Genomic DNA, 25,271 nt, shown 5'->3' with positions numbered 1-25,271 from the left:
GCGGAACTCAGCCGCGCAGGGCGCTGCCGGCCTGCCAGGCGCTCCAGCTGATCGCCCAGTCGCCGTGGCCGTTGTTGATGGACAGCTGCGGGCCGCCCGAGTTGGTGACCTCGACGACGTCGCCGGCGTTGAAGTTGTCGAAGAACCACTTGGCGTTCTCGGTGTTCATGTTGAGGCAGCCGTTGGAGACGTTGTCACTGCCCTGCACGCCGACCGTCTTCAGGTTCTCGTGCAGGTACTCACCGTCGTTGGAGATCCGGACGTCCCAGTTCTCCGGCGCCTTGTAGTAACCGGGGTCGCCCTCGCACACGCCGTAGCTGCAGGAGTCCATGATCGTGTGGTCCACCTTCGACAGCACGGTGTGCGTGCCGTTGAAGGTCGGCGTCGGGCCCCGCGGCGGGGTGTCGACGGTCTTGCCCATGCTGATCGGCGCGGTCTTCACCAGCTGCCCGTTGTGGAACGCCTTCATCTGGTGCGTCTTGCCGTCCGCCTTGGCGATCCAGGAGTCGTGCACCTTGTAGGTGGCCGAGACGTCCTGGCCGCCGTACACCCCGCCCCCGATCGGCATGCCGAAGGTCGTGGTCTCGAGCTTCACCGTCGAGCCGGCCTTCCAGTAGTCCTTGGGCCGGAAGTGGACCTCGCGCTTGCTCACCCAGTACCAGCCGCCGTCCTGGGCGGGCGAGGACGTCACCTTGAAGGACTTCTCCGCCGTGGCCTTGTCGGTGATGTCGTGGTCGAACTTCAGGCCGAGGACCAGGCCGACGCCGAAATCGCCCGACGACGGCTGGAACAGCGACGCGGTGGCGACCCCGGACGGCTTGAGCGTGTGCACTTCCCCGCGCTGCTCGCTCGCCGCACCCGCCGGGTTCACCGCGGTGGCGACCGCTTGGTAGGTGGCCCCGTACCGGAGGCGATCGTTGCTGGTCCAGGTCGTCTTGTCCGGCGACAGGTCGCCCTTGACGGCGTTGCCGGTCTGCGGGTTCGTGACCGTGACCGCCTGCAACGTGCCACCCGAGGCCCGGACGACGATCGGGTCCTTCGGGCTCAGCTTGTCCCCGCCCTCGAACGCCACCGTCGCGGCCGGCACCCCGGGCGCGGTCGCCGTCCCGGTCGCCCCGGCGGCGCCGACCGCCTGCGCGGTCCCCCCGGTCTCGGTCTGTCCACTACAGGCGGCCAGCAGCAGGGCCGCCAGGCCGAGCCCGGCGATACGGATCACTCTCACGTCCATCAGACGTTCCACACCTGCCCCAAGTTGAGTCACGATCCGATCTCTTGCGAAGAGGTCACCGCACCGGCGGCTCCTAGTACTTTCGGCCGATGCCGGCACCGCGAAAAACCTCCGAAAGACGTGGACCATTCCGGGGTTATTGTCCCGGCTCCGGTTTCGCCGTCAGCGGCCGCCCTACTGTGGCGGTGCTTCGTGATCTTGAACCGGAACAGAAGAGGGGACCACCTTGCCCAACCGGACCGGATTCCTCGGCAGAACGCTCATGGCAGCGGGCACCGTGGCGGCGCTCGCGCTCGCCACGGCCGTTCCCGCGGCAGCGGCCGCGCCGTCCACCGTCGAGCAGGACGTCGCGCAGCTCTACCAGGACGTCATCGACCTCTACAACGGCCTGCCCGCGAGCGCGCTGCGCGACGTCGACCGGCTCATCGAGTCGCCCATCCCGAAGATCGGCCCCCGGGCCCAGGCCGCGGCGGGCCCGATCCCGGGCTGCACCGAGGGTTCGCTGCTGACCTACGCGAACAACCTCGCGTCCCAGCTCACCCCGCTCGAGGGCCAGGCGCTCGACGCGCTCTCGGGGCTCAGCCAGCTCTACGTCCAGGGCGTCGCGACCGACAAGACCCCGCAGGTCTTCGGCACCGACGGCCAGTACACCCCGCGCGCCACCGCCACGATCGACAAGCTGCGGGCCTTCTGGGACATCGAGAGCTGGAACGTCCAGCTCGTCGCCTGGAAGGGCACCGATCTCGGCAGCCAGGCGAAGATGGCGCAGACCTTCGGCCTGGGCCTCGCACCGGCGAAGGTGAAGGACGCGGCCGCGCTCGCCACCAAGGTGCTCTACGAGGTGCCGGTGCTGCAGGGCGGCCGCAACCCGCTGATCACCCTGAACGCGTTCTCCGCCCCGGCCGGCAGCCTCGGCGGCAAGCGCGTGGCGCTCGGTGACGGCCTGCTGGACACCGTCAACCTCCTCGGGTTCGACGACGTCTCGGTGGAGTCCGTGGTCGGCCACGAGTACGGCCACCAGGTCGACTTCGCGCACGACAACCACCCGCGCAACGAGTCCTCCGAGATGGGCCCCGACGCCTACGGCGGCTATTTCGTCGCGCACGCCAAGGGTTTCGGGTGGGACGCCCGCACCCAGCAGGAGGTCACATACCTGGACGCCTCCATCGGCGACTGCTTCCACAGCCACGGCACCCCCGACCAGCGCAAGGCCGCCGGTGCCTGGGGCGAGAAGCAGGCGACGAGCCAGGCCAACCCGAACCGGATCGTCCCGTCCGCCACGATGATCGAGAAGTTCCAGAAGGAGTACCCGAAGCTGATGCCGCCTGCCGCCGACCAGCCGGCCACGGTGGCCGCGGCCCGCGGCTGAGTTCCGTTCCACCGGCGGGCCGTCTCCCCCTGTTCGAGGGAGACGGCCCGCCGTCAGTCACGGGGTCCGGTGCGCTCGATGATCGCGGGCAGCACCCGGCCGAACGAAGCCAGGCTCTTGAACGGCTCCCCCGACAGAACCCGCTCGGCGATGCCGAACGGAAACGCGGTGGCGCCGCTCACCACCACGACATAGGCGCCGGGCGTCTCCTCGTGGGTGGTCCACTCGCCCCCGTACGCCCGGACGAGCACCTCGCCGGTGTAGGCCCCGATCAGCTTCCACCACAGATCGAAGCGCGGCCCTTCCAGCGGCCCCTCGGACAGCAGTTCGGCGCACACGTCGTCGAGCACGCCGAGGCTGTCCAGGCTCCAGTCCAGCTCGCGGCCGAACCGGGACGCCACCAGCCCGGCGCACTCCGTCGCGACGTCGCGCAAGCCGGCGGCCGGATCCGTTGTCATGGCCGGTGATCGTGCCAGCGGCGGGTACCTCGGGCAACGGACTTTCCTTCACCGGTGAGCACCGCGTGCCGAACCGACATCGCGATCACCGCGGGCCCGTCCGCGTGTTCAGCGCGTAGGCCGGGACCGCGAACGGCGCCTCACGCCACCGTCCGTGCGGGAAGAGGACCACCATGTCGCGGTCGGTGCCGCCGATCCAGGCCCGCCGGTTCGGCTCCTGCTTCAGCGGCACCGAGCCGTGCGACGACGTGGCCGCGCGCAACGTGATCCGGGTGCCGTCGCGGTAGGCGACGGTGATGTCCGGCATGTGCCGGCCCTTGCGGACCGGGTAGTCCGGGACCACGGTCACCGACGCGATCCGCCAGCCAGTGGCGGAAACCGCGCGGTAGCGGCGCCGCCAGTTCACCGCGGCGATGACCGAAAGCACGAGCCCGCTCCCCGCGGCGATCGTCCCGAGCACCAGCACCCACGTCCAGGTCTGGTCGCCGTTGGTCTCGTCCGGCGTGCGCACCCGGTCGGGGTCGGCCTTGTCGTAGACGACCGTGATCGGCTGCCCCTCGGTGTACTGCCGGCCGGAGTCCCAGACGATGTCGGCGTACCGGAAGTGCCCGTAGCCCACCGGATACGCCACGTGGATCGTGTCCTCGCCCCGGCTGTGCCGGTAGACGCCCAGCACCTTCCCGGTCACGCGCACCCCGGTCTTCAGCAGGTGGTCGGCCGAGGCGCTCATCGCGGCGAAACCCGCGAGGGCCACGCAGCCGAGCATCAGCGCCGCGGCCACGACGAAGACCGTGACCTCGCCCGCGAACTCGCCGTCCTCGAAGAGGTATCCGGGCGCGGTCAGCGCGTAGCCCGTCCCCGCCGCGTCACCGACCGCGGCCAAGCCGAAGACGATCGCCCCGGCCAGAAAGGTGTTCTGCCACCGGCGATGCGTCGTCGCATCCCGGTCCATCCCCAGCGTCATCGCGTCAGCGTAAACCCGGGAAACAGACCGCGACCTGCGATCAATCAGACACCGGAAGAGGGCAACCAACGGGGCTCGTCAAGCGTGCAAGCGGGCCGTGCCCATCGGGTGGCGGCCCCTGCTTCGGTGCCTGGAAGCCGCAGATTTCTTACTCGGGCGACCGACCCGCGGCTACGGCGGCGGCGGGCAAGCCGACCCAGACGAACTGGTCCAGGTACGGGTATTCGACGCCATCTCCGCACTCGAACCGGCGACGCGGGTCAGCAACTCGTCGAGGACCAGGACCCGGAAATCGAAGAGCCGCTCGGGGCGGGCAGGCGGCAGTCCCAACCGGTGCACCAGGGCGGCCGGAGGACCCGCCCGGCGTCCGAGCGTGCTCCCACGGGTTGACGGTGGTGCCGTAGATCTCCTTGAAGCTCTGGATGTCCTCGATACGGGCGATCCCCTCGTCGGTCAGTTCCACCGATGTCACCGCACCGGCACGCAACGCGACAACGAGTTCTTCGGCCGGCTGAAAGCGGCCCTCTTCAGCACATTTGTTCCACCACCGAAGGCCGCCCATCGCAGGTCACAGCACCGACGGCGGGGATATCTCAATTCTTCGCTTGCCGACGGCCAATTGCCGTCATGGTTCTCAACGTCCGCTGGTCGCGCCGCACACACGCATCCACGATTCATCTCAGCGAGGCACACCGCACACCTATTGATACCAGCTGACAGCCGGGAGAATATCCCCAACCCGAGCCCGTGCGGATAGACTCCGAGGAGGAGCGCAGCATTCATCTCATCACGAAACTGGTATATACCGGTTTGAGGAGCAGGAATGGCCCAGAAGGTCCTCGTCGAGATGCTCGACGACATCGACGGAACCCCCGCAGCCCACACCGTCCCTTTCGCCCTCGACGGTGTCACGTACGAGATCGACCTCTCCGACGACAACGCCGCCACGCTGCGCGAGGATCTCGCCCGCTACATCAACGCGGGACGACGTACCGGCGGCCGGAAGGTGCGCGTCGCCACCGGCCAGCCGACCACCACGGCATCCGATCGCGAGCGCAACCAGCAGATCCGGGCGTGGGCCAACGCCCACGGCTACGAGGTTTCCGAACGAGGACGCCTGTCCTCCGAGGTGATCACCGCATTCGACCAGGCACAGGTCACCGAGGCGGAAAAGCCTGCGCAGACTCCGCGCAAACGCACTCCGCGCAAAAAGGTCGCCGCCGCCCGGAAGTAACGACGACGTCAACTCGCGTAGTCGCGGCCTCCCGGAATGAGTGGACGCACACCGCTCCAGGCGCCACACTGGTCCACATCGGACAGTGCCTGACGCCGACCTGCCCGCTTCACGGCAGCGAGCCTCCAGCGGGACCCGTCCGTAACCGGAAATCACCGTGCGGTCACGGGCGTCATCCGACCGGGCGAACCGTGTCGGCCGCACGGGTTGACCTGCTCGCTACCCGCCTGCATGGGCATTACGGTGGCGGGTGAGTGAAAGGTCGGCGCCCAGGCCCCGCGCGGACGGTACTGTCCATGCCTCCGGGAGACCGCGCCATGATTCCTGCACAGCCTTTCCGTGGAACACCTTCCGATCAGGAATCACGCCGGCCCGCCGAGCCGCGGCTGCTGGTGCGCCAGAGCGAGGCCCGAGCCGGGGTACTGGTGGTCACCGCAGCCGGGATCGTCGACGACAGCACGGCGTGGCTGCTCCAGCGGGCCCTCTGGCAAGACCTGCCCGCAACGACGGTGGTCGACCTGTCGGACGTGCCGGCCCTGGGCATCGCCGGCGTACGCGTCCTGGAAGGCGCCGCAGCCCGCGCCCGGGCCGACCAACGCCGGATCGCCCTCGTGGCGCGCTCGTCCTCCGTCATCCGGATGTTGCACCTGTTCGCCCTCGACGCGCGGATCCCGGTCCACGCGCAGCTGTCGGACGCGCTCGGCGTCACGCAACCCTCGAAGTAGTGCGCCAGTATTCCTGGATGACGTCGCTACCCGGACCAATGCATTGCAGCGTTACCAAAACCAACTTTGCCGAGAGCCGGCTCTGGACGTTCAACGGCCGGATCAGGGCAGCCGAAGGTGGGCGCGTACGGCGTCGACGAGCAGCGAATCTTGCCACTGGCGGGCTAGCCAAGCGGGAGGCGCGACTCGTCAATGCCGAAATGGCGCAGGAATGCCTGAACAAACGTCCGCGACTGAGCGGCCATCTGCGGGCCCTGGCTGCGATCGAAGCCTGCGAACTCCGCCAGCGCGTCGATCGCATCCCTTTCCCGGCCGGCTAACGCCAACGCGACCGCCAGGTGCCCGCTTTGCGCCTGGTACCTGTTCGGAACCCGCTCGAGACGTTGGATGATGTCCTCGCGTGTCGCCAAGGAGCGGAAGAACGGCATCGCGTACGTCGCGAAGTCGTCGAGAAACACTCCGACGACCGCAGCCACCTCCGAAGGTTCGCGAACCAGCCAACGCTCCAACGGTGCACGAGGTATCCCGTTTTCGTTGAGCACATCCATCAGACCACGACCGAATGAGGAACCCAGCCGATCCACCGGCGTGCGCCCCATGAACCGGGAAACCAGTCTGCTTGTTTCCAGGCATTGCACACCGATTGCCGGAAGGAGAGCGATCCCATAAATCCGGAACATGTAGTTAAGACCGACACTAAAATGAACCTCATCGTTTTCCGCCAGCGAGAAAGCAGGCTCCTCGAAGTCGACCTGCTTCCACCCATCCGCCTGCAGCCGACGCGCGATCGCTTCGACCACTTCCTCTTCTAAGGGGTGCATGCCAGACATTCCCATACGTCGATCTCGAGGTCTGTCCGTCGGAACCCGAGCCTAACGCTCGGCGCTCTCACCGGCAGCACACTCACCACTGCCCGACACAGCCCGAAGTTCAACGGCAACCGTTCTCCTGCCAGGCGTCGACAGCAACGAACGGGCGGGTGAGCACACGTCAGGGCCGGGCGGCGGCGATGCCCGTTCGAGCACCTCGAGACGACACATCACGAACTGTCTGCCGCGGGTCGCGCTGTCATTGGTCCCCACCGCGTGCATGCGGACCGTCAGCCAGAGCTCCCGGCGGGTCTTCAATGCGACCCGCACCGGCCGGCTCCGCTTGCCGGGGTTGTTCGCGGCGAAGTGGACGAGGGACAGCACCCGCTCGATGTCGTCCGGGTGGACCATGGAACGCAGACTGCTGTCCGCGGGAACTCCCACGTCGATCAGGGCGAAGTCGTTACTGGTGAGGGCCACCGAGTCATGAGCCGCGTCGACCATGATGAGCGGATCGGTCGTGATGGCCGCATACGCGCCGAGTTGGCGCAGCAGTGGGCCGGCCACAGTCCTCTGTACCAGCCCCAGCTGGACTTCCATAGAGAAGCCGACGTAGTAGCTCGCCGACTTCTTCCGTCCGACAGCACGAACTCCGCGGGCGACCTTCGTGGCGGCGTGGCGTTGCTCCATGAACTTGATCAGAGGCAGATCGATCTCGGCGTCGCGGAAGTCCTGCATGACGGCCGTGGTCGCCACTCGGAAGTCCTCGGTCAGGACGCTGTCCATGAACCGGTAGGGGTCACGGCCGGTCGCCCCGCCGTGCCAGTGGGCGGTCGGCGGTTCGACGCCGTAGAATCGAGGTGCGTCCTCGCCCCACCAGTGCAGCAGCGACTCGCCGTTGCCGGGCGGCGGCTCCTCCCATTCCCAGACCGCGATCGCCGGCCTCGCCGGGAACGGGTGCCCGGCCGGGACGTAGCACGCCTGCAAGGCGATCAGGGCTCCGTCCCGTCCACCCAGGGCCGGTTTGACCCACACGTCGAACGAATCGTGGTTGTAGCGGATCGTCGTCCGCAGTTCGGTACAGGTCGTCCGTGCCGTCGCCACCGACGGCCCGACGACTTTCTTGACGACGAGGTCGGCGTTGTTGATCGAGACGCCGGTGTACAGCGCGTCCCCGATTGCGTAGAGCAGGCCGTCTTCGTCGAGGGCCAGCCATTGGCCCGCGTCTCGTTGGTTCTTCGGCCGATTCGTGGTCACAACCACTCCTGGACTTCACGAAGGTTGTCGCACGGCCTGCGCTCCACGTCCAGCTGCGTGCTCAACAGGACGTTCGTGGCCGGCCCGGTTTCGAATTTTCAGAACGTGGCGCCGCCGTCGAGCTCGAGTACCGCTCCGGTCATGAAGGCCGAATCGTCGCTCGCCAGGTACAGTGCCGCAGCCTGGATCTCGTGTGGGTCACCGATCCGGCGCAGCGCCGAGGTCTTCTCCAGCGTCGCGACGACTCGCTCGTCCCATGCGGTCGACATGCCGGTGCGAAAAGGTCCACATTGGATCGCGTTCACCCGGACGCCTCGAGGACCGAGGGACTGGGCGAGTGCCTTGGTGTAGGTGTTGAGGCTGGCCTTGGCGACGGCGTAGGGCACGAACGGGTCCTTCGGACGGACCGCGCCCGTGGACGTGACGTTGATGATCGATCCGCGACCGGCTTCGGCCATCCGGAAACCGAAGCCCTGAGACAGTGCGACCGCACCGAGCAGGTTGATCCCCAGAACCTTGCGCCACATGCGCTCGGTCAACTCGGTCAGGTCGCGGTACACCGGCGCCGCACCGGCGTTGTTGACCAGGATGTCGGCACCGCCGAATTCACCGTGGACCGTCTCGACAAGTGCCTCGCATTCGCCCCAGATGCCGATGTCGCACGAAACGCCGAGCGCGTCGACACCGTGGCGCTCGCGGACTTGCTCGGCAGCGCGTTCGCACGCTTCGAGCTTGCGACTCACGATGACCACTGCAGCACCGGCTGCGGCAAAGGCTTCCACGATCTCCCGGCCGAGGCCAGTGCCCCCACCGGTCACCACGGCCACGCGACCGCCAAGCGTGCTCATTTCACCCTCCCCTGGTGTCTTCCGACGCGAACGCCGGAAGCCGAGCCAAGGCAGCTTAGGCGATCATGCCCGGACCGAAATAGTCCGAACGGGTACGGATCGAACACCTGAGCCTCCGCAGGTACCCCATTCGGTCGGCGGCTCCGCCGAACGGACCCTGTCACCGCAACCCCGGCGACGAGTACTGTCGGCCGCGGCGCGCCGGCGACGGCCCGCCCTCGGCCCGCTCTCGTGTCCTCGAGGCGTGGCTGGCCGGACCGCGGCACAGGACAAGACCTGTTCGCCCCGTCCGCATGCCCAGCTACCACTCTGCTCGCACGAGGAGCGTGATGCCGACTACACGTCTGCCGATGGCCGGCGCAGCACGAACCGCCGAGGCGCGGCTTGTCCTGTCGCCCTCGTCCAAGAAATATCGGGTGAAGCCTGAAGGGCTTCGAGGGGAGATTCACGTTCTGATGCAACAAAAATCATTGAGATCTTTTGCGATCCGGACGGTGGCCTTCACGTCGGCCGTTGTCCTGATGGCGGCCGTGCCGGGGATGGCGACCGCAGCTTCTGAGGTGGCTCAGAGTGGCGTGCCATTGCCGACATCGTGGACACCACCCGCACAGGTCAACCGCACGCCGACCGGCGTCACCGCCGACCAGGTCAGAGTGCCGCCGACAGCCGCCGCACCGAGGTCGGGGACCTCGGTCCAGTCGGTGGTCTGCGAGAGCACGCAAACGGGAACCCAATCGTGGTTCGCGATGGACCGTTACGCGATCTCCGACCGCACGGAACTGCTGGTCAACCGCTTCAACCACAACGCGGTCATCACCGACCGGGCGTTGACGGTCAAGGGCACCGGGCTGGACATGTCGGTGAGCGCCGTCTACAACAGCACGACCGGCCGCGGCGGGGAGTTCGGGAGCCACTGGACCATCTCCGGCGGCCCCGACGTCAAGCTCCTGATTTACCCGGCTCCCGACCGGCGGCTGGTGCTGTACGACCCGACCGGCTACTGCGCGGAGTTCACGAGAAACGACGACGGCAGCTACACCACGCCGTCGGGCATGCACGCCACCCTGACGAAACTCCCCAACGGCACCTTCTCCCTGACCCAGGACTCGTCGGGCGAGGCGTGGTCGTTCACCGGGGACGGGCGTCTGTTCTCGCAGGCCGACCGTAACGGTCACACCATCACCTACCGCTACAACCCGGCTGACGGGACCCTGGCGTCGATCACCGACACCCAGGGCCGTGTCACGACCGTCGCCCACGGCGGGAACGGCGACATCAGCACCGTGACCGACCCGGCCGGCCAGGTCGCCGGCGGCTACAGCTACGACTCGAACGGCCGGCTCACGAAAATCACCAACCGCAACGGTGACGGCACGACGTTCGGGCTGGACGCCGACGGCCGCGTGACGACGCTGACCACCGCGCTGGGGCGGGTCTACACGCTGACCTACGACACGGACGGCGACATCACTCAGGTCGCCGAGCCGAACTACGACGGAGTCGCCAGCGTTACCACCTACGGCTACGACTCCGCGACCGGAGCCACGACGGTCACCGACCCCAACGGGCACAAGAGCTTCTACACCTTCGACAGCGGTGGCCGGCAGACCAAGACCAAGGACGCTCTGGGACACGAGCGGGCGCAGGCCTGGTCGGCCCACGGTGACGTCAACTCGCTGACCGACGGGCTGCAGAACTCGGTGACCTACGACTACGACCCGCTCAACAACCTCAAGGGCGGCAAGCTCCCGACCGGCGCGGCCATGACGGTCGGCTATACCGACACCGGACACCCGCACCTGCCGACCCAGGTAGCGGACTACTCCGGCAACAAGGTCAGCAACACCTACGACAACGCGGGCAACGTCACCAATGTGCACTCTGACGCACTCAACACCGACGTCGCGAAGTACGACTACAGCACCGGCCTGGTCACCAAAGCGACCGACGGCAACGGACACGCCACCACCTACGGCTACGACGCCGCAGGGAACCTCACCAAGGTCACCCCGCCGCTGCCCCTGAAACCGACCACCTACACCTACGACTCCCTGTCACGGGTGACGAGTGTGACCGACGGCAACAGCGTCAAGCTGGTCTACGGTTACGACAGGCTCGACCACGTCGTCTCGGTCGCCAAGGCCGACGGCACCGGGCTCGCCGCCTACACCTACGACCAGACCGGCAACCGCACCATCGCCCGCACCGCCGGCGCCACCCTCACCAATAGCTACGAGCGGCGCCTGCTCACCCGGGTTGCCCGCACCGCGGGCACGGCCACTGACACCGCGACCTACCACTACGACCGGGGCGGCAACATCACCGCCGTCGACGACTCGACCGGCTGGGTCTACTACGGCTACGACGCCGCCGACCGGCTGACGTCGGTGAAGGACCAGGCGAGCAAGTCCACCACCTACGGGTTCGACAACGCCGACCACCGCACCTCCGCCACCCTGCCGGGCGGCAGCACTCAGACGATCACGCTCGACAAGTCCGGAAGGCAAACCGCCATCACGGTCAAGAACCCGGCCGGAGCATCGGTCTTCTCGACCACCTACCGCTTCACCCGGGCCGACGGCACCGACACCGGGCAGGTGCAATCCCGCACCGACGCCACCGGCACCGCCGAAAACACCTACGACGGTTTCGGACGTCTCACCAAGGCCGGGACCCGCACCTACAGCTACGACAACGCCGGCAACATCACCGCCGGTGACGGACGCACCTACACCGTCAATGACGCCAACCAGATGACCAAGATCAACAGCACCACGGTCGGCTACGACGGCGCCGGCAATCTCACCACCACCAACCCCGGCGGTACAGCCCACTACAGCGACACCAATCAGCTGACCTCGGTCACCTCCGGGACCAGCACGCTGCTCACCGCCTCGTATGACACTCTCGACCAGACCCAGCCTGCCTCGATCACCGAGCAGGGCGGTTCGAGCAACGTCACGCATGTTTTCAACCGCACCGCGCTGGGCATTTCACGCACCGTGGACAACGGCGCCGGCACGACCTACACCCACGATGTCGACGGCGCCCTGACGGGCCTGGTCGATGCCGCGGGCAAGCACCACAACGCCGTCACCGACTACCAGGGCAGCGTCGTCGCCCTGGTTGACGACGCCGGCGCCGTCACCGCGAGCTACACCTACACGGCTTACGGGTTCAACACCGGCGTCACCGGCCCAGCGGCAGACGCCAACCGGCTCCGCTGGATCGGCAGCTACCAACTCTCCAGCAGCGAGTACCTCACGGGATACCGCCACTACAACCCCGCCTATGCTCGCTTCACCCAGCCCGACCCGACAGGCCAGGAGGCCAACACCTACGCCTACGGGGCCGGCGATCCGGTCAACAACAGCGACCCCAATGGCGATTCGGTACTCGGCGGAATCGGTAAGCTGCTTGTCGCAACCGGTGCCGCCATCGTCGGTGGCACCGCCGTGGCCGTCGGATGTTTCATCCCCGCGACCGCCGTGGCAGCCTGCCCTGCCGCGATCGGAGTCGGAGTCGCCTCAATCGGCGCTGGCGTCGTAGCGATCAACGAGGCGAACAAAGAGTTCAAGACGAAAGACTAGCAGGGTCAACAAGGAGAGATATGGCTAGAAATCACCGCATAGTAATATTTGCGACCATTGCTGCAATTCTGGTGATTTTTGCCTTTGCCTTCATTTATCTGCAGTACGATCCGAATTTCAGCGGCCCACTGAGTCTGATTGGAATAATTCTCATTGTTCTCGGTATCATGATAGCGGCAGCAGGAACCGTGTATTACCTGCGAAAGCAACGTGAGTAGGCCGTCACCACCGGGCAACCCGGATGTGGCCCGGAAGTACAGGCTTCCGGGCCACATTTCCGTCCTGATCGGCCCGTCCGGTCCAGAGGTACCCGACGTCCGCGTTCCGGCGCTCCCGGCCCTCGATTGTGACGACCAGCCCAGGGAAACCGGCTCATCACAGACGAGGTGGACTGGGAACGTCGACACGGCGACGGCGTCGCAGCTGCTCACCAAAATTGCAGCAGCTCTAACTAGTACCGCGGCGGGCCCAGGACGGGCGCCAGCCCTGTCGGCCGGCGAAGTCGGCTTCGAGCTCGGCCAGCTTAAGCAGCCGGTTGCCGGTAAGCCAGATGACACCAAGCGGGAAGACCGGTGTGGGGTCGACGAGCGGGATGCGTCGAAGGTCGTTGTGCGCGGGCCAGAGCTAGCGGGAGCCTTCGTCGACGAGGTTCGCGAGCGCGCCGACCCGGCGATCTCAGTCATCAGCACCTCGGCGCCGAACGCGGGGCCCAGGACGTCGACGGTGATCCCGAAAGTGGCGCTGAGCCCGGGGCTCGGCGCCACGATGGTCAGGCACTTTCGCCGCGAAATGGTCTCGCGCCTCGCTTCTCCCGCTGCGACTTACATAAGGTCACTAGCTAACGCGCCGCTTGCACTCGTTCGCGTTCCGAGTCCTTGTTCTTCCATTCCTCATCGGTCACCAACCGCAAAACCGGGCGTTGCCCGGATTCACCGATGGTCCGCCGTACCGCCGCGTTGGTCCACGCGAGTTCCCGGGCCAACTCGTTGATGGTCAAGCCGTGATCACTTGCCAAGGAAAAGCCTTGGGAAAGCAATGCCGGCTGTTCACCAGGGAAGTTGGCGAGCGACTCTGGCATACCAAAACCTGGCGTGCTGTCGAGTTTGCGCAGACGGATGTACGCGCGACTGGCCGACGAGTCCGATAGCAGCCCCAATTCCCGGCAGCGGTAGAGCAGCGAGTGCACCGACACTCCCCACACCTCGCGTAGCGCAGACAGCTTGTTCAGATCAGCGCGACCGGGAAGCTGAGACGCAATCGAGTGTTTGGGTGTCAGGAACTCCGCGGCGAACGCGTCTGCTTCCCGCTCCTGTGCGATATCCCCGGGCGCGGTGTCACCGTGCAAAACCAGGTGGGCCAACTCGTGAGCGGCCGTAAACCGATGCCGGTAGACGTCGTCCGTCCGGTTGGGGGTCAAGACGATCACCGGACGAGGGAGCCGCGAGGTGGAGAACGCATCCACGGTACTGAGGTCTTCGTCGCGAGGAGGGGTGACGACCACGATACCGTGGGCCTCCAGCCGTCGAATCAAATGCGTTATCGGTCCGGTTCCCAATCCCCATGCCGCGCGAAGGGCACGGGCAGCCGTCGCCGGATCCCGAGGCAGGGCCGTGCCGGGCTCCACTTCGCCCCCCGCGAAGCCCGGCAAGTCCACCGGCGGCAACTGGACCCGTTTCTCCAGTGCGTAGACCAACTCCCAGACCTGCTCTGTGAACGAGACCGCCTTGGCACGCTGGTATGCGCGCGTGTTTCGCAGGCTACGGAAGTGCGCCGCCGAAGCATCCAAGCGGCCGTGCGGCCGGCCGACGAGGAAGAATTCCAGCGGTACGTCGAGCACCTGCGCCAACCGCGGAAGGATATCCGGGCGCGGACGGTTGGTGCCCATCTCGTACTGACTGACCGCGGCAGGAGTCACACCCAGTTCCTCCGCCAACCACTTCTTGGTACGGCCAGCGAGGCTGCGGGCCTGGGTCAGGCGGGTCGCATCGAACAGTTTGTGCACCTCGGACAGGGTCAATGCCGCATCACTGGATACTCGGCCACCGCGCGTGATGCGGCTCGAAGCGGGAAACAGGTGTTGCTGGCGTGTGTCGTCGTCACTCATCGTCTTCGGCAGCTGGATCCGGGATGTCGGTCTCCACCTCGGAGGTGGGACTCTCATCCTTCCGCAGTCTCGTGTCCATGGCGAGGCGGGGCTCCTCGCCTTGAGCGAAACCGGGCGTGCTCGCGGAGACTCCCGCGACATGGAGACCGGTACCGACAGCCCCAGCAGAATCCTCCACAGCCACGCTCAGGTCCAGCTGTTCCGGGAACCACGTCATGCTGCCATCGTCTTCCAAGGACACCGGCGTTCCCCACCACGCGGCCAGAACCTCGTCACTGTCCGAATTGGCGACATAGCCGATGTAGACGACGGTCAGCCCCAAGGAGCGAGCCTCAGCAGCGGCCTCTCCCACGCTGGGAGATTCGTCCACACTCTCGGCGTCAGCCGGGGGACCGCCGAGTTCATCAAACAGTGTGTTCTCAGGCAGCACGCCACTCTCGCGCGAGAGACGCCGCGGAATCAAGCTGCCGAGCTTAGCTTGCCTTATAGGCTTCCCCAGGGAGTCGGAGTGCCGGAACGGGATCAGGACGCGACCGTTGACCACCGCCAACCGATACGAGGCACCCTTGGGCTTGATGATCTCGAACCCGGGCAAATCGGCCAGCTGGAACAGGTCGACGACCTTCTTGTATCGGGCGTTCCACATGCTGCCATACGCGTAGTTGTCACCTGCTCCTTCGGCACGGGCAGCGAGCTGCACCGCCCGAGCGCTCCGCTGACCACGAACCAGACCTCTGACGACGCAGGTGGTGACATCGAGCGCGGCATCACCGAACTGTTCCACCGCCCACCTGGACGGCTCACCAGTACCGACCATGACTCCTCCAGTCACCCCGGAACTTACGTTTGCCTGATCAGAGTGTCTACCGTGCTTGATTTTTACGCAAGTATTGCCCGCCTCTGAAACCCGGACACCTCCACGTCGCCAGCCCGGAGGTTGTTGCCCCGCGACCTTGCGGGTGCCGCGCTTGCGAACATCCTGGCCCGACGACGCAGCGCAAGACCATGACATAGCAACTCAGATGTCAGCCGTGCGGAGTACGTGGAGGCGGCGACAACGTCGGCATCAAGGCCCATGGCCGAAAGCGGGAACAGCAGGACCTTGACACCCGCAGAGCAACACAGGCGCACCGGCACAAGGGGGTCACCTACGCCGATTCGACCGGCACGCCTGACGATCAGACGTCAGCTTCAGGCAGCTCGTGTCGTCGACACAACTCAGAACACGCGACATCGATCACGCCGAGGACGGCGTCGACCTGGGGCAGCCGGATGCCATGACGGATCATTGGACGATCGTCAAGATAGACACCAATCGCCCCTAACCAGGGGTAGCAAAAAAGCCCAGGTCGTTGACCTGGGCTTTGCTCCCCCGCTTGGACTCGAACCAAGAACCCTCCGGTTAACAGCCGAATGCTCTGCCAGTTGAGCTACAGGGGAATGTCGCTCTTTTCCGGTGCCGCGCTCTCGCCCGACAAGAAGAACTTTAGACCATCCCCGCAACCGGGTTCGCACCACCCCCCACTTAGCGCAACCGCCCCCTACGGGCGGTTTTCCTGGACAATGGACACCTCGGACGACCTACCGACGAGAGGCGTGGACACGGATGAAGAAGTTCCTGCTGGGAGCGGGCCTGGGGTACGTGCTGGGCGCCAAGGCAGGCCGGGGGCGGTACGAGCAGCTCGTGCGCACCTACCGCCGGGTCGTCGACCATCCGATGGTCCAGGGCGCCGCCGGGGTGGCGCGGGCCAAGATCAGCGAAAAGGTGGGGCGCCGGCGTTAGACCTGCGCGACGACGAACACGCGGCGGAACTCGAACCACGTCGTGCCGTCGGGGCGCGTCGGGTACGCCTGGTCGAGCCGGGGGGCCAGTTCTTCGCGGAACTGGTTCCACGCCTCGTCTTCCAGCGCCGCGCGGACCGGGCGCAACGCCGTTCCGGTGATCCACTCCAGCACCGCGCGCGACCCGCGCAGGGGCTGGACGTACGTCGTTTCCCAGGCGTCGACGCCGCAGCCGGCGTCGGCCAGGAGGTTCGCGTACTCCAGCGGGCTCGACACCGCGTCGTCCTCCCGCAGGACGACGTCGGCCAGCCGGGACGACCAGGCCGGCGACGCCGCCAGCTCGCGGGTCAGCGCGTGTGACGGCGCGTCGAAGTTGCCCGGGACCTGCACCGCGAGCCACGCGCCCGACGGCAGCTGACCGGCCCAGCGCCGCAGCAGGTCGCGGTGCTCCGGCACCCACTGCAGGACCGCGTTCGACACGACGACGTCCGTGTCCGGCGCCGGTGTCCAGTCGTTGACGTCGAGCACCGCGGCGTCCAGGCCGCGGCTACGCGCGGCCGCCACCATTTCGGGTGAACTGTCACTGCACTCCAACGCGGCACCGGGCCAGCGTTTGCCCAGGTCGACCGTGAGATTCCCGGGTCCGCAGCCGAGGTCGACCACCCGCCGGGGTGATACCGCGCCGATCCGGGACGTCAGGTCGTAGAACGGCCGGGCCCGCAGGTCGGCGTAGTCGAGGTACTTCTCCGGATCCCACACGGTCGCCTCCCGAACCAAACAGTACGCCTGTACTGAGTACGAGCGTACTGCTATTCGGCGGCGTGGGCCAGCTTCGCGGCGACCTGCTCGGCGATGGCCGCCACCAGCGTGACGTCGGTGCCCGGGTCCGGGCGGACCTGCAGGACGGTGCCGTCGCGGCCGGGGACCTTGCGTTGGACGAACCACGCGCCGCCACCGGGGCCGATCTCCTGACGGTGGCGCGAACGCACCGAACCGTCGACGCGCAGCCGCACGTGGTGCGGCACCCTGGCGGGCTCCGGCAGGGTGAACCGCACCGGCGTCAGGTCGGTCAGCACGACGGCCGACCCGGCGGTGCCGGACTCCGCCGACTCGGTCAGCGTGAAGACGCCGTCCTTCCAGGCCGCCTTGCCGATCAGGTGCCAGCCGACGCGCCGCGCGCCGCCGGAACCGTCCGGGATCCACAACCCGAGCGGCGTGACGACCAGGTGGCCGCCGCCCTCGACCTGGGCGCTGTCGACGACGTCCTCGCCCGCGTCCAGCGAACCGGCGAAGCCGTCAGGGGTGTGGTCGCCGAGCAACCGGCGCAGAAAACTCATGAATCAGCCCCACGCGCTGGCGGACGCCTGTTCGCCCAGCGACTTCTTGTACTGCTCCAGCGCGACGAGGTCGCCGAACAGGGCGCGGTAGTCGTCCGGCGCCTCGACCGGCGACAGCCGCTGCAGCTTCCCCTTGATCTCCGCGATCTGCCGCCCGACCAGGCTTTCCTGCAGCCGGGCGAGGATCGAGGAGATGTAGCGGGAGTCGACTTCGTCCTTGGCCTGCAACGGTTCCACGGCCAGCTCCGAGAGCACGCGCCGGACCGTCCCCTCCGGACAGTGCGGGGCGGCCGCGTCCAGCAGCGCCGGGCCGGTCAGGCCCGAACCCGCGCCGCCCGCCTTGAGCACGGCTTCGTGCACCGCGACGTACACCGGGTGCGTGAACGCCTCCAGCGGCAGCGCGTCGTACTCCGGCCCGGCGATCGCGGGCTGCTGCAGCGCGGCCTTGAGCGCCTCGCGCTGGATCGCGAACCGCGGGTCCTTCGGCGCGGGGCGGGCGACGTCGGTCTCCGGGGCCTTCACCTCGGGGGCGCCGACGCGCGCCGGCTGCCGCAGGGGCGCGCCACCGCGCTTGTCGGTCGCGCCCGCGCTGCCGCGGACCCGGTTGACCACCTGCGCGACGTCCTGCCAGCCCACCCACCAGGCGAGCTTCGACGCGTAGCCGTCACGCGCGGCGCGGTCCTTGATCGACGCGACCATCGGCACGGTCTTCTGCAGGGCCGCGACCTGGCCGTCGACCGAGTCGAGGTCGTAGTTCTTCAGCGTGCTGCGGATGACGAACTCGAACAGCGGGGTCCGCCGCGCCACCAGGTCCTTCACCGCGCTGTCACCCTTGGCCAGGCGCAGCTCGCACGGGTCCATGCCGTCGGGTGCGACGGCGATGTAGGTCTGGCCGGCGAACGTCTGGTCGCCTTCGAACGCCTTCAGCGCGGCCTTCTGGCCCGCCTCGTCACCGTCGAAGGTGAAGATCACTTCGCCGCGGAAGGCGTCGTCGTCCATCATCAGCCGGCGAAGCACCTTCATGTGGTCTTCGCCGAACGCCGTGCCCGAGGACGCCACGGCCGTCGGGACGCCCGACGCGTGCATCGCCATCACGTCGGTGTAGCCCTCGACCACGACGACCTGGTGCCGCTTCGCGATCTCGCGCTTGGCCAGGTCGAGGCCGAACATGACCTGGGACTTCTTGTAGATCGGCGACTCGGCGGTGTTGAGGTACTTCGCCGAGATCCGGTCGTCGTCGAACAGGCGCCGCGCGCCGAAGCCGACGACCTCGTTGCCGACGTCGCGGATCGGCCAGACCAGCCGCCGGTGGAAGCGGTCCATCGGGCCGCGCTGGCCCTCCTTGGACAGCCCCGCCGTCAGCAGCTCCTTGACCTCGAAACCGCGCGTGAGCAGGTGCTTGGTCAGCTTGTCCCAGCCGCCGGGGGCGTAACCGCAGCCGAACGTCTTGGCCGCGGCGGCGTCGAAGCCGCGCTCGGACAGGAAGTCCCGCGCGGTGCGCGCCTCGTCGGTGACCAGCTGCTCGGCGTAGAACTCCTGGGCCGCGCGGTGCGCCTCGATCAGCCGGCTGCGGCTGCCGCGGTCGCGCTGGATCGTCGCGCCGCCGCCTTCGTAGGTGAGGCGGATGCCGACGCGGTCGGCCAGCCGCTCGACGGCCTCCACGAACGTGATCAGGTCGATCTTCTGGACGAACTTGATCACGTCGCCGCCCTCGCCACAGCCGAAGCAGTGGAAGGTGCCGTGCGCCGGGCGGACGTTGAACGACGGGGTCTTCTCGTTGTGGAACGGGCAGAGGCCCTTCAGGCTGCCTCCACCGGCGCGGCGCAGCGCCACGTACTCCCCGACGACCTCGTCGATCCGGCTCCGCTCGCGCACCTCCGCGATGTCGCTGTCCCGAATCCGTCCTGCCACGCCACCCACTCTATCCCCGCCGGTTGCGGCACACTCGGGGCATGGCCTCCACGCCCACCGCCCAGGACACCCTCGCCGCGCGGTTCGCCGAGCACCGCGGTCACCTGATCGGGGTGGCCTACCGGCTGACCGGCACCCGCGCCGACGCCGAGGACGCCGTCCAGGAGTCCTGGCTGCGGCTGGCCGGGCTCGACGAGGCCGGCCGCGACGCGATCCGGGACCTGCGCGGCTGGCTGACCACGGTCGTCGGCCGGATCTGCCTCGACCGGCTGAAGTCGGCCGCGGCGCAGCGGGAGCGCTACGTCGGCCAGTGGCTGCCGGAACCGGTGGTGACGCCGTTCGGCCAGCCGGTGAGCGAGGACCCGCTGGAAGTCGCGGTCCGCGACGACGGGCTGCGGATGGCCGCGCTGGTCGTGCTCGACAAGCTGACCCCGGAGCAGCGCGTCGCCTTCGTGCTGCACGACGCCTTCTCGCTGCCCTTCGCCGAGATCGCGGACATCCTCGGCTGCTCGGCCGAAGCCGCGCGCCAGCACGGCTCCCGCGGCCGCCGCGCGCTGGCCGACGCGGACCCGGCGCCGCGCGTGCCGCTCGACGACCAGGCGAAGATCCTCGAGAAGTTCGTCACCGCGCTGCTCGCGGGCGACATCGGGGCGGTCGTCGAGCTGCTGCACCCGGACGCGGTGCTGGTCGGCGACTCGAACGGCAAGGGCCGCACCACCCGCCAGCTCATGCTCGGCGCCGACAAGATCGCCCGCTTCTTCATCGGCCTCATGCGCAAGTACGAGCCGGAGAGCGTCAGCCGCGGCGCGCCCGTGCTGGTCAACGGCGACGTCGGGTTCTACCTGCCGCCGATGCCGGGGCGCGAGGGCTTCCTGGCGCTCGACGAGCACGTCCAGGCCATGAGCGTGCGCGACGGGAAGATCGTGGCGATCTACGACGTCGTCAACCCGGACAAGCTGACCCGGATCACGCGTCCCGGCGGCGCACCTTCGTGATCCCGGCGGCCAGCAGGAGCAGGGCGAAGACGCCGAAGTAGGCCAGTGCCCAGCCCGGGGCCAGCGGCGAGTCCGACAGGACGGTGGCGTTGCCGCCGTCCCGCCCGGCGTTCGCCTCGCCGGTGCCGGTGAGGAACTTCGTGACGGCGTTCAGCGGCAGCCACCGGTGGATCGCCATCCCTGCGCGCGGGATCAACGTGACGACGTTCTCCGCCATGAGCGGGTACGCGACGAGCAGCGCGACCGCGCCGGCGGTGTGGCGCACGAGCAGGCCGACGGCGACCCCGCAGACCGCGGCCAGCGCGAACACCGGGCCGGTGCCGGCGACGATCGTCCAGTCCGCCGGGCTGTTCAAGGCCAGGTCGGCGTCCGGGGCGAGGACAAGCGCGACGAACCAGGCCGCGAAGGCGGCGGCCTCGCCGATGACGAAGCCGTACCCGGCGACGACCGCGACCTTCGCGACCAGCACCGGCCACCGGCTCGGCACGGCCTGGAAGGTGCCGTGGATCGTGCCGGACTGGTACTCGCTGGTCACCGCGAGGGCGGCCAGCAGGAGGACGGCGACCATGGCGAGCTGGTAGCCGAACTGGGTGCTCGCGACAGTCGGCGGCAGCCGGGACTCGGTCGCCGTGAGCGCGGTGAGCACGGCCGGCGCGACCAGCGCGACGACCGCGAAGAGGCCGCACACCCAGGGGGTGGCGATGCTGAAGAGCTTGATCCGTTCACTGGCGACGAGGTGCATGCCGGAACGGTCCCGCGGCGGCCCCCTCCGGCGCGTCCGACCGGGGTCTGGTTCCCGGGGTCCTACGGGAGCGGGACCCGGCAGGCGTCACCCGAGGTGAAGCCCTGGTCGACGATGCCCAGCGCGCTGTTCATCCGGGCGCGGGAGTTCTCCAGGCCGATCTGGTAGGTCAGCTCGAGGACGCCGTCACGGCCGAACTCGCGCTCCAGCTCGGCGACCTGCTCGTCGGTCACCGTGACCTGCTCCCCGGACATCGCGTCGGCGTAGGCGATCGCGAGCCGCTCCTGGGCGCTGAACGCGGGCGACGTCGCGTAGTCGCCGATCTTCTTCAGCCGTTCGATGTCCAGGCCGTCGTGCTTCTGCAGCATGGTGCCGAAGTCGACGCACCACGAGCAGCCGATCCGGGTGGCGACGCGGTAGACGGCGAGCTCGCGGACGTTCACCGGGAGCTTCCTCGACGCGCGCTGCACCATCAGCTCGTGCACCGTGTTCGCGCGCAGCAGGCCGGGGTGGTGCGCGGCGACGGCCATCGGCTCGGGCACGGCGCCGTACTTCCTCCCGGCGACGCGGTAGAAGAGCTTGAGCAACGGTCCGGCTTCGGTGGTCTTCTTCGCGGCGATGCGGGGCATGTCCGTCTCCTTCGTCTCGGTCAGGAAGGGAACGAGACGGCGTCCGCCGATGTGACACGCGGCGAAGTGAGCCACGCCACCAGCATCGTCGCGGCCGCCGCGCCGAACACGACGGCCAGGCCCGGCGCGGCCAGCCCGCCGGTGACAGCCAGGGCGAGCCAGCCGAACACCGCGGCGCCGGCCAGCCCGCCGGCCTGCCGGGCGAAGGTCAGCGAGCCCATCGTGACGCCCATCAGCTCGCGCGCGGCCCGCGTCTGGCCGAGCACGGTGTAGGCGGACGTGCAGACGGTGAACGCGGCCCCGATGGCGAACAGCCCCGGCACGAGCAGCCAGCGCGCTCCCCCAGCCGACACGGCGATCGCGGCGAGCCCCGCGACCCCGAGCGCGCAGCCGAAGCGGCCCCACGCCGTCATGTCGGGCCGTTTTCTTGCCAGAGCGGAGAAGGAGACCGAAAGCGCGAGCTGCCCGGCGGTCATCGCGATGAGCAGCAGGCCGGTCCCGGCCGCGCCGGCGCCGAGGGCGGCGACCAACGCGACGTAGGTGAACGTGCCGTAGAGCGCGGCGCCCGCGAGGCCGTTGACGACGACCGCGCGCGCCAGGACGGCGTCCGCGAACACCTTCGGCGAGATCAGCGGGCTCGAGGTGCGTTTCTGCCGCCGCACGAACAGGAATCCCGCCACCGCCGCGGCCACGACGAGCACCGGTGTCCACAGTAGACTCCGGGCGAGCGCGTCGACCGTGCCGAGCGCGACCACCGCGGCACCCGCGACGGTCAGCAGCCCGCTGCTCGCGAAGTCGAACCTTTCCTTGGTGCGGCGCGGTTTCGAGGCCAGGCCGCGTAGCCCGAGCAGCAATGCGGGCACGCACAACGGCAGGTTGACCAGGAAGATCCACCGCCAGCCCGGTCCGGCCGCGAGCAGCCCGCCCAGCGGCGGCCCGCCGAGGGTGGCGGCCGCGAACACCGCCGTCTGCCAGCCCTGGCGGCGCAGCAGCTCGTCCCGGTCGAACAGCTCGCCGAGAGCGCTCATCGCGTTCACGATCAGGCCGCTGCCGCCCAGCCCCTGCAGGGCGCGGGCGGCGATCAGCGAGCCGACGTCCGGCGCGGCGGCGCACCAGGCCGAACCCGCGGCGAACACGACGATCGACACCACGAAGGAGACCCGGCGGCCGTAAAGGTCACCGAGGCGGCCGTGCAACGGCGTCGCGACGGTGAGGGACAGCAGCCCGGCGGCGGTGACCGCGACGAGCCCGGTGCGGGCGTGCAGGTCGGCACCGATCGAGGGCAGCGCGGCGGTGACGACCAGCCCGTCCAGCTGGGCCATGGCCATGCCGAGCAGCAGACCGATGAAGGCGAGGTTGCGAGGCGCAATTGCGTGCATAAAGCACACGTTATAACGTGCCTTATGCACACATCAAGCTCGGGTGACGGCGGCCCCGCGCTGTTCCGGCTGGTCCGGCACTGGGCCCGGCAGCAGGCACCGGACGTCGTCCAGCGCTTCGCCGCCGACGCCCCGCCGACCTGGACGGCGCCGAACCTCTTCGTCATCCAGGCGATCGACGGTGCCGCGAGCGGCGAGGTGACCGTCGCGGACGTGGCCCGCCAGCTGGGCGTCGACCGCTCGGTGGCCAGCCGGATGGTCGGCGAAGCCGGGCACGACGGCTTCGTGACGCGCGAGACGTCGACCCGCGACGCCCGGCGCGCCGTGCTGACCCTCACCGAAGGGGCGAAGGAGTTCCTCGAGACGTCGCGGGCCTACCAGCGCCAGGCGTTCGATGCGCTGGTAGGCCAGTGGCCGCGGGAGGATCGCGAACGCTTCGCCGGTTACCTGAACCGGCTCGCGAACGAGGTCCTCGGTTAGTCCATCTCGTTCAGCGCTTCCCAGGCGTGCCAAGCCCTGGTGACGCCGAACTGCGCCAGGAACCGCAGCGCGGCGCGGACGTCTTCCGGCGTCGCGCCGCCACGCCGGGCGCGGCCGACGTGGATGCGGAAGGTGTCGCGCAGCGTCTGGTAGTGGACGTCGACGCTCATGCTGACCAGGCCGCGCTCGCGTTCGGTGAGCGTGCCGGGGCCGTGCCCGGTCCGCATCCGCGACTGCAGGTCGAAGTACTCGGCGAAGTGCGGGTCCAGCTCGGCCAGCCGGGCGCGAGTCGGCTCCGGCAGCGGGGCCGGCGCGGCGTCCGGGCCCGTCGACACCAGCTCGCCGGGCAGCAGTTCGGCGTCCGGCCGCGAGATGCCCAGCTCGGTTTCGAGCTGGGCGATCCGCTCGATGGCCGCGGAAGCCGCGTGATAGCCGCAGTCGTACGAGACGAAGCGCAGCAGCTCGCGAACGTCCGAAGTGGACACTCCGGCTTTCAGGCCGGCCCGGACGTGGGCGGTGAGCACCAGGCCGAGGCTGCCCTGGCAAACGTCGGCCGTGACCGACAGGAAGGTCTTCTCGCGGTCGGTCAGCTCCGGGACCGCACCGAGGAACCGCGCGGAGGCGCCGACCAGCTGCGCGAAGACGGGGTCGAGCGCGGCGAGCCGGTCGAGGCTCGCCGGGGTGGCGGTGGTGGTCAAGATCGTGCTCCCTCAGTGAATGGACGATCGTAGCGCTACAGCTGTAGTGCGAATGACGCTACACCTGTAGCGCAATAGGTGTCCAGCTACACTGGGACGACCATGAACGAGACCTCCCGCCGCCGTCCCAACGCCCGCGGCCAGGGCGAACTGCTCCGCGACGAGATCGTCACGGCCGCGGTCCGGATGCTCGGCGAACTGGCCGACGACGAGGCGCTGTCCCTGCGGGCCGTCGCGCGCGAGGTGTCGATCGCGGCGACGTCGGTGTACCTGCACTTCCCGGACCGCGACGCGCTGGTGCTGGCCGCCATGCAGCGCTGCCACGACGAACTGGTGCGCACCGGCGACGAAGCCGCCGAAGCGGCCCCGGACCCGGCGGCCGCGTTGCGCGCCCGGATCCTGGCGCAGGCCGGGTGGGCGCAGGCGCACCCCGGGCTCTACAAGGTGCTGCACGAGAGCAAGGTCCACCGGAGCCACGGCATGCCGTTCAAGGGCGTCATGGTCGCCCGCACGACCGAGGCGATCCGCCGGTGCATGGAAGCCGGCCAGGCGCCTGAGGACGACCCGGCGATCGTCGCCATCGACCTGCGGACCGCCGTCAACGGCATGCTGGCGCAGCGGATCAACGAGCCCGACCTGCCGTGGCCGCCCGCGGTCGAACAGGTCGACCGCTTCCTCGTGAAGCTGGTCGGCCTGCGCCTCTGACTTGTGTTCATGCTCCGGACGGGCTTG

At 68.5% G+C, this 25,271-nt stretch carries 23 protein-coding genes, 1 tRNA gene and 1 pseudogene; 8 read left to right on the top strand and 17 right to left on the bottom strand.

The genetic code is table 11. From position 1 onward, the window contains the following. Positions 1 to 7: 7 nt before the first annotated feature. Entirely contained in the window at positions 8 to 1,216 is a 1,209-nt protein-coding gene (locus ACIOD2_RS33900; RefSeq protein ID WP_400548876.1) for an Ig-like domain-containing protein, read from the bottom strand. A 238-nt stretch (positions 1,217 to 1,454) separates the two neighbouring features. Between ACIOD2_RS33900 and ACIOD2_RS33895 the strand changes: the two genes are divergently transcribed. Then, the gene (locus ACIOD2_RS33895) at positions 1,455 to 2,597 is read left to right on the top strand and encodes a M48 family metalloprotease (RefSeq protein ID WP_400547441.1); all 1,143 of its coding nucleotides are present in this window, start codon (positions 1,455 to 1,457) and stop codon (positions 2,595 to 2,597) included. A gap of 53 nt (positions 2,598 to 2,650) precedes the next feature. Here ACIOD2_RS33895 and ACIOD2_RS33890 read toward each other — a convergent pair whose 3' ends face one another. The 3 genes and pseudogenes from ACIOD2_RS33890 to ACIOD2_RS33880 all read right to left on the bottom strand — a co-directional run. Continuing rightward, positions 2,651 to 3,055, bottom strand: a complete 405-nt coding sequence (locus ACIOD2_RS33890; protein WP_400547438.1) for a hypothetical protein — start codon at positions 3,053 to 3,055, stop codon at positions 2,651 to 2,653. A gap of 85 nt (positions 3,056 to 3,140) precedes the next feature. After that, on the bottom strand, positions 3,141 to 4,019 hold the full coding sequence (locus tag ACIOD2_RS33885; protein WP_400547435.1) for a DUF3592 domain-containing protein: 879 nt from the start codon (positions 4,017 to 4,019) through the stop codon (positions 3,141 to 3,143). A 322-nt stretch (positions 4,020 to 4,341) separates the two neighbouring features. Continuing rightward, positions 4,342 to 4,581: pseudogene (locus tag ACIOD2_RS33880) on the bottom strand (hypothetical protein); the annotation flags it as partial. A gap of 261 nt (positions 4,582 to 4,842) precedes the next feature. On the opposite strand from ACIOD2_RS33880, the gene ACIOD2_RS33875 reads away from it, so the two are divergent. Both ACIOD2_RS33875 and ACIOD2_RS33870 read left to right on the top strand, forming a co-directional pair. Continuing rightward, the gene (locus ACIOD2_RS33875; protein ID WP_400547432.1) at positions 4,843 to 5,253 is read left to right on the top strand and encodes an Lsr2 family protein; all 411 of its coding nucleotides are present in this window, start codon (positions 4,843 to 4,845) and stop codon (positions 5,251 to 5,253) included. A gap of 296 nt (positions 5,254 to 5,549) precedes the next feature. Then, the gene (locus ACIOD2_RS33870; protein ID WP_400547429.1) at positions 5,550 to 5,978 is read left to right on the top strand and encodes an STAS domain-containing protein; all 429 of its coding nucleotides are present in this window, start codon (positions 5,550 to 5,552) and stop codon (positions 5,976 to 5,978) included. Between the two features lie 164 nt (positions 5,979 to 6,142). Here the strand turns inward: ACIOD2_RS33870 and ACIOD2_RS33865 are convergent, their stop codons facing one another. From ACIOD2_RS33865 to ACIOD2_RS33855, 3 genes are all read right to left on the bottom strand, one after another. Then, on the bottom strand, positions 6,143 to 6,778 hold the full coding sequence (locus ACIOD2_RS33865) for a hypothetical protein (protein WP_400547426.1): 636 nt from the start codon (positions 6,776 to 6,778) through the stop codon (positions 6,143 to 6,145). A 72-nt stretch (positions 6,779 to 6,850) separates the two neighbouring features. After that, positions 6,851 to 8,044 (bottom strand): hypothetical protein, encoded by a 1,194-nt coding sequence (locus ACIOD2_RS33860; protein WP_400547423.1) that lies wholly within the window; start codon positions 8,042 to 8,044, stop codon positions 6,851 to 6,853. Positions 8,045 to 8,142: 98 nt separating this feature from the next. Continuing rightward, positions 8,143 to 8,892 carry an SDR family NAD(P)-dependent oxidoreductase gene (locus ACIOD2_RS33855; RefSeq protein WP_400547420.1) on the bottom strand — a complete coding sequence of 250 codons (750 nt, stop codon included), beginning with the start codon at positions 8,890 to 8,892 and terminating at the stop codon, positions 8,143 to 8,145. 350 nt (positions 8,893 to 9,242) lie between these two features. On the opposite strand from ACIOD2_RS33855, the gene ACIOD2_RS33850 reads away from it, so the two are divergent. Continuing rightward, positions 9,243 to 12,482 carry an RHS repeat-associated core domain-containing protein gene (locus ACIOD2_RS33850; protein ID WP_400547417.1) on the top strand — a complete coding sequence of 1,080 codons (3,240 nt, stop codon included), beginning with the start codon at positions 9,243 to 9,245 and terminating at the stop codon, positions 12,480 to 12,482. An 838-nt stretch (positions 12,483 to 13,320) separates the two neighbouring features. Here the strand turns inward: ACIOD2_RS33850 and ACIOD2_RS33845 are convergent. From ACIOD2_RS33845 to ACIOD2_RS33835, 3 genes are all read right to left on the bottom strand, one after another. After that, positions 13,321 to 14,586: a helix-turn-helix domain-containing protein gene (locus ACIOD2_RS33845; RefSeq protein ID WP_400547414.1), complete on the bottom strand. Its 1,266-nt coding sequence runs from the start codon at positions 14,584 to 14,586 to the stop codon at positions 13,321 to 13,323. Next, on the bottom strand, positions 14,579 to 15,370 hold the full coding sequence (locus ACIOD2_RS33840; RefSeq protein ID WP_400547411.1) for a hypothetical protein: 792 nt from the start codon (positions 15,368 to 15,370) through the stop codon (positions 14,579 to 14,581). The genes ACIOD2_RS33845 and ACIOD2_RS33840 overlap by 8 nt, the downstream gene beginning before the upstream one ends. A gap of 583 nt (positions 15,371 to 15,953) precedes the next feature. Then, positions 15,954 to 16,026 (bottom strand) — tRNA-Asn (locus tag ACIOD2_RS33835). A 166-nt stretch (positions 16,027 to 16,192) separates the two neighbouring features. Here ACIOD2_RS33835 and ACIOD2_RS33830 point away from each other — a divergent pair. Further along, the gene (locus ACIOD2_RS33830; protein WP_400547408.1) at positions 16,193 to 16,369 is read left to right on the top strand and encodes a hypothetical protein; all 177 of its coding nucleotides are present in this window, start codon (positions 16,193 to 16,195) and stop codon (positions 16,367 to 16,369) included. Here ACIOD2_RS33830 and ACIOD2_RS33825 read toward each other — a convergent pair. Genes ACIOD2_RS33825 through dnaG form a run of 3 tightly spaced genes read right to left on the bottom strand, consistent with a single transcriptional unit; the run spans position 16,366 to position 19,625 of the window. After that, positions 16,366 to 17,127, bottom strand: a complete 762-nt coding sequence (locus ACIOD2_RS33825) for a trans-aconitate 2-methyltransferase (protein WP_400547405.1) — start codon at positions 17,125 to 17,127, stop codon at positions 16,366 to 16,368. The two genes, ACIOD2_RS33830 and ACIOD2_RS33825, sit on opposite strands and share 4 nt — an antisense overlap. A gap of 50 nt (positions 17,128 to 17,177) precedes the next feature. Beyond that, positions 17,178 to 17,705, bottom strand: coding sequence for a hypothetical protein (locus ACIOD2_RS33820; protein WP_400547402.1), 528 nt, complete (start codon positions 17,703 to 17,705; stop codon positions 17,178 to 17,180). A gap of 3 nt (positions 17,706 to 17,708) precedes the next feature. Further along, positions 17,709 to 19,625 (bottom strand): DNA primase, encoded by a 1,917-nt coding sequence (gene dnaG, locus ACIOD2_RS33815; protein WP_400547399.1) that lies wholly within the window; start codon positions 19,623 to 19,625, stop codon positions 17,709 to 17,711. A gap of 32 nt (positions 19,626 to 19,657) precedes the next feature. Here dnaG and ACIOD2_RS33810 point away from each other — a divergent pair, with 32 nt between their 5' ends. Then, positions 19,658 to 20,611, top strand: coding sequence for a sigma-70 family RNA polymerase sigma factor (locus tag ACIOD2_RS33810; protein ID WP_400547396.1), 954 nt, complete (start codon positions 19,658 to 19,660; stop codon positions 20,609 to 20,611). On the opposite strand, the gene ACIOD2_RS33805 is transcribed toward ACIOD2_RS33810, so the two are convergent. From ACIOD2_RS33805 to ACIOD2_RS33795, 3 genes are all read right to left on the bottom strand, one after another. Continuing rightward, on the bottom strand, positions 20,583 to 21,353 hold the full coding sequence (locus ACIOD2_RS33805; protein ID WP_400547393.1) for a hypothetical protein: 771 nt from the start codon (positions 21,351 to 21,353) through the stop codon (positions 20,583 to 20,585). The genes ACIOD2_RS33810 and ACIOD2_RS33805 overlap by 29 nt on opposite strands. Positions 21,354 to 21,415: 62 nt before the next feature. Next, complete coding sequence (locus ACIOD2_RS33800) at positions 21,416 to 21,982, bottom strand: carboxymuconolactone decarboxylase family protein (protein WP_400547390.1); 567 nt, start codon at positions 21,980 to 21,982, stop codon at positions 21,416 to 21,418. Positions 21,983 to 22,002: 20 nt separating this feature from the next. After that, the gene (locus ACIOD2_RS33795) at positions 22,003 to 23,361 is read right to left on the bottom strand and encodes an MFS transporter (RefSeq protein WP_400547387.1); all 1,359 of its coding nucleotides are present in this window, start codon (positions 23,359 to 23,361) and stop codon (positions 22,003 to 22,005) included. Positions 23,362 to 23,385: 24 nt separating this feature from the next. On the opposite strand from ACIOD2_RS33795, the gene ACIOD2_RS33790 reads away from it, so the two are divergent. Further along, entirely contained in the window at positions 23,386 to 23,841 is a 456-nt protein-coding gene (locus ACIOD2_RS33790) for a MarR family winged helix-turn-helix transcriptional regulator (protein ID WP_400547384.1), read from the top strand. Here ACIOD2_RS33790 and ACIOD2_RS33785 read toward each other — a convergent pair. After that, the gene (locus tag ACIOD2_RS33785) at positions 23,838 to 24,539 is read right to left on the bottom strand and encodes a carboxymuconolactone decarboxylase family protein (RefSeq protein WP_400547381.1); all 702 of its coding nucleotides are present in this window, start codon (positions 24,537 to 24,539) and stop codon (positions 23,838 to 23,840) included. The genes ACIOD2_RS33790 and ACIOD2_RS33785 overlap by 4 nt on opposite strands. 102 nt (positions 24,540 to 24,641) lie before the next feature. Between ACIOD2_RS33785 and ACIOD2_RS33780 the strand changes: the two genes are divergently transcribed. After that, positions 24,642 to 25,244, top strand: coding sequence for a TetR/AcrR family transcriptional regulator (locus tag ACIOD2_RS33780; protein ID WP_400547378.1), 603 nt, complete (start codon positions 24,642 to 24,644; stop codon positions 25,242 to 25,244). Positions 25,245 to 25,271: the final 27 nt, after the last annotated feature.

The sequence above is a fragment of the Amycolatopsis sp. NPDC088138 genome (assembly GCF_044741685.1).
Taxonomy (GTDB): Bacteria; Actinomycetota; Actinomycetes; order Mycobacteriales; family Pseudonocardiaceae; genus Amycolatopsis.
The sequence above is the reverse complement of the archived record's forward strand: the minus strand, read 5'-3'. Positions and strand labels throughout refer to the sequence as shown.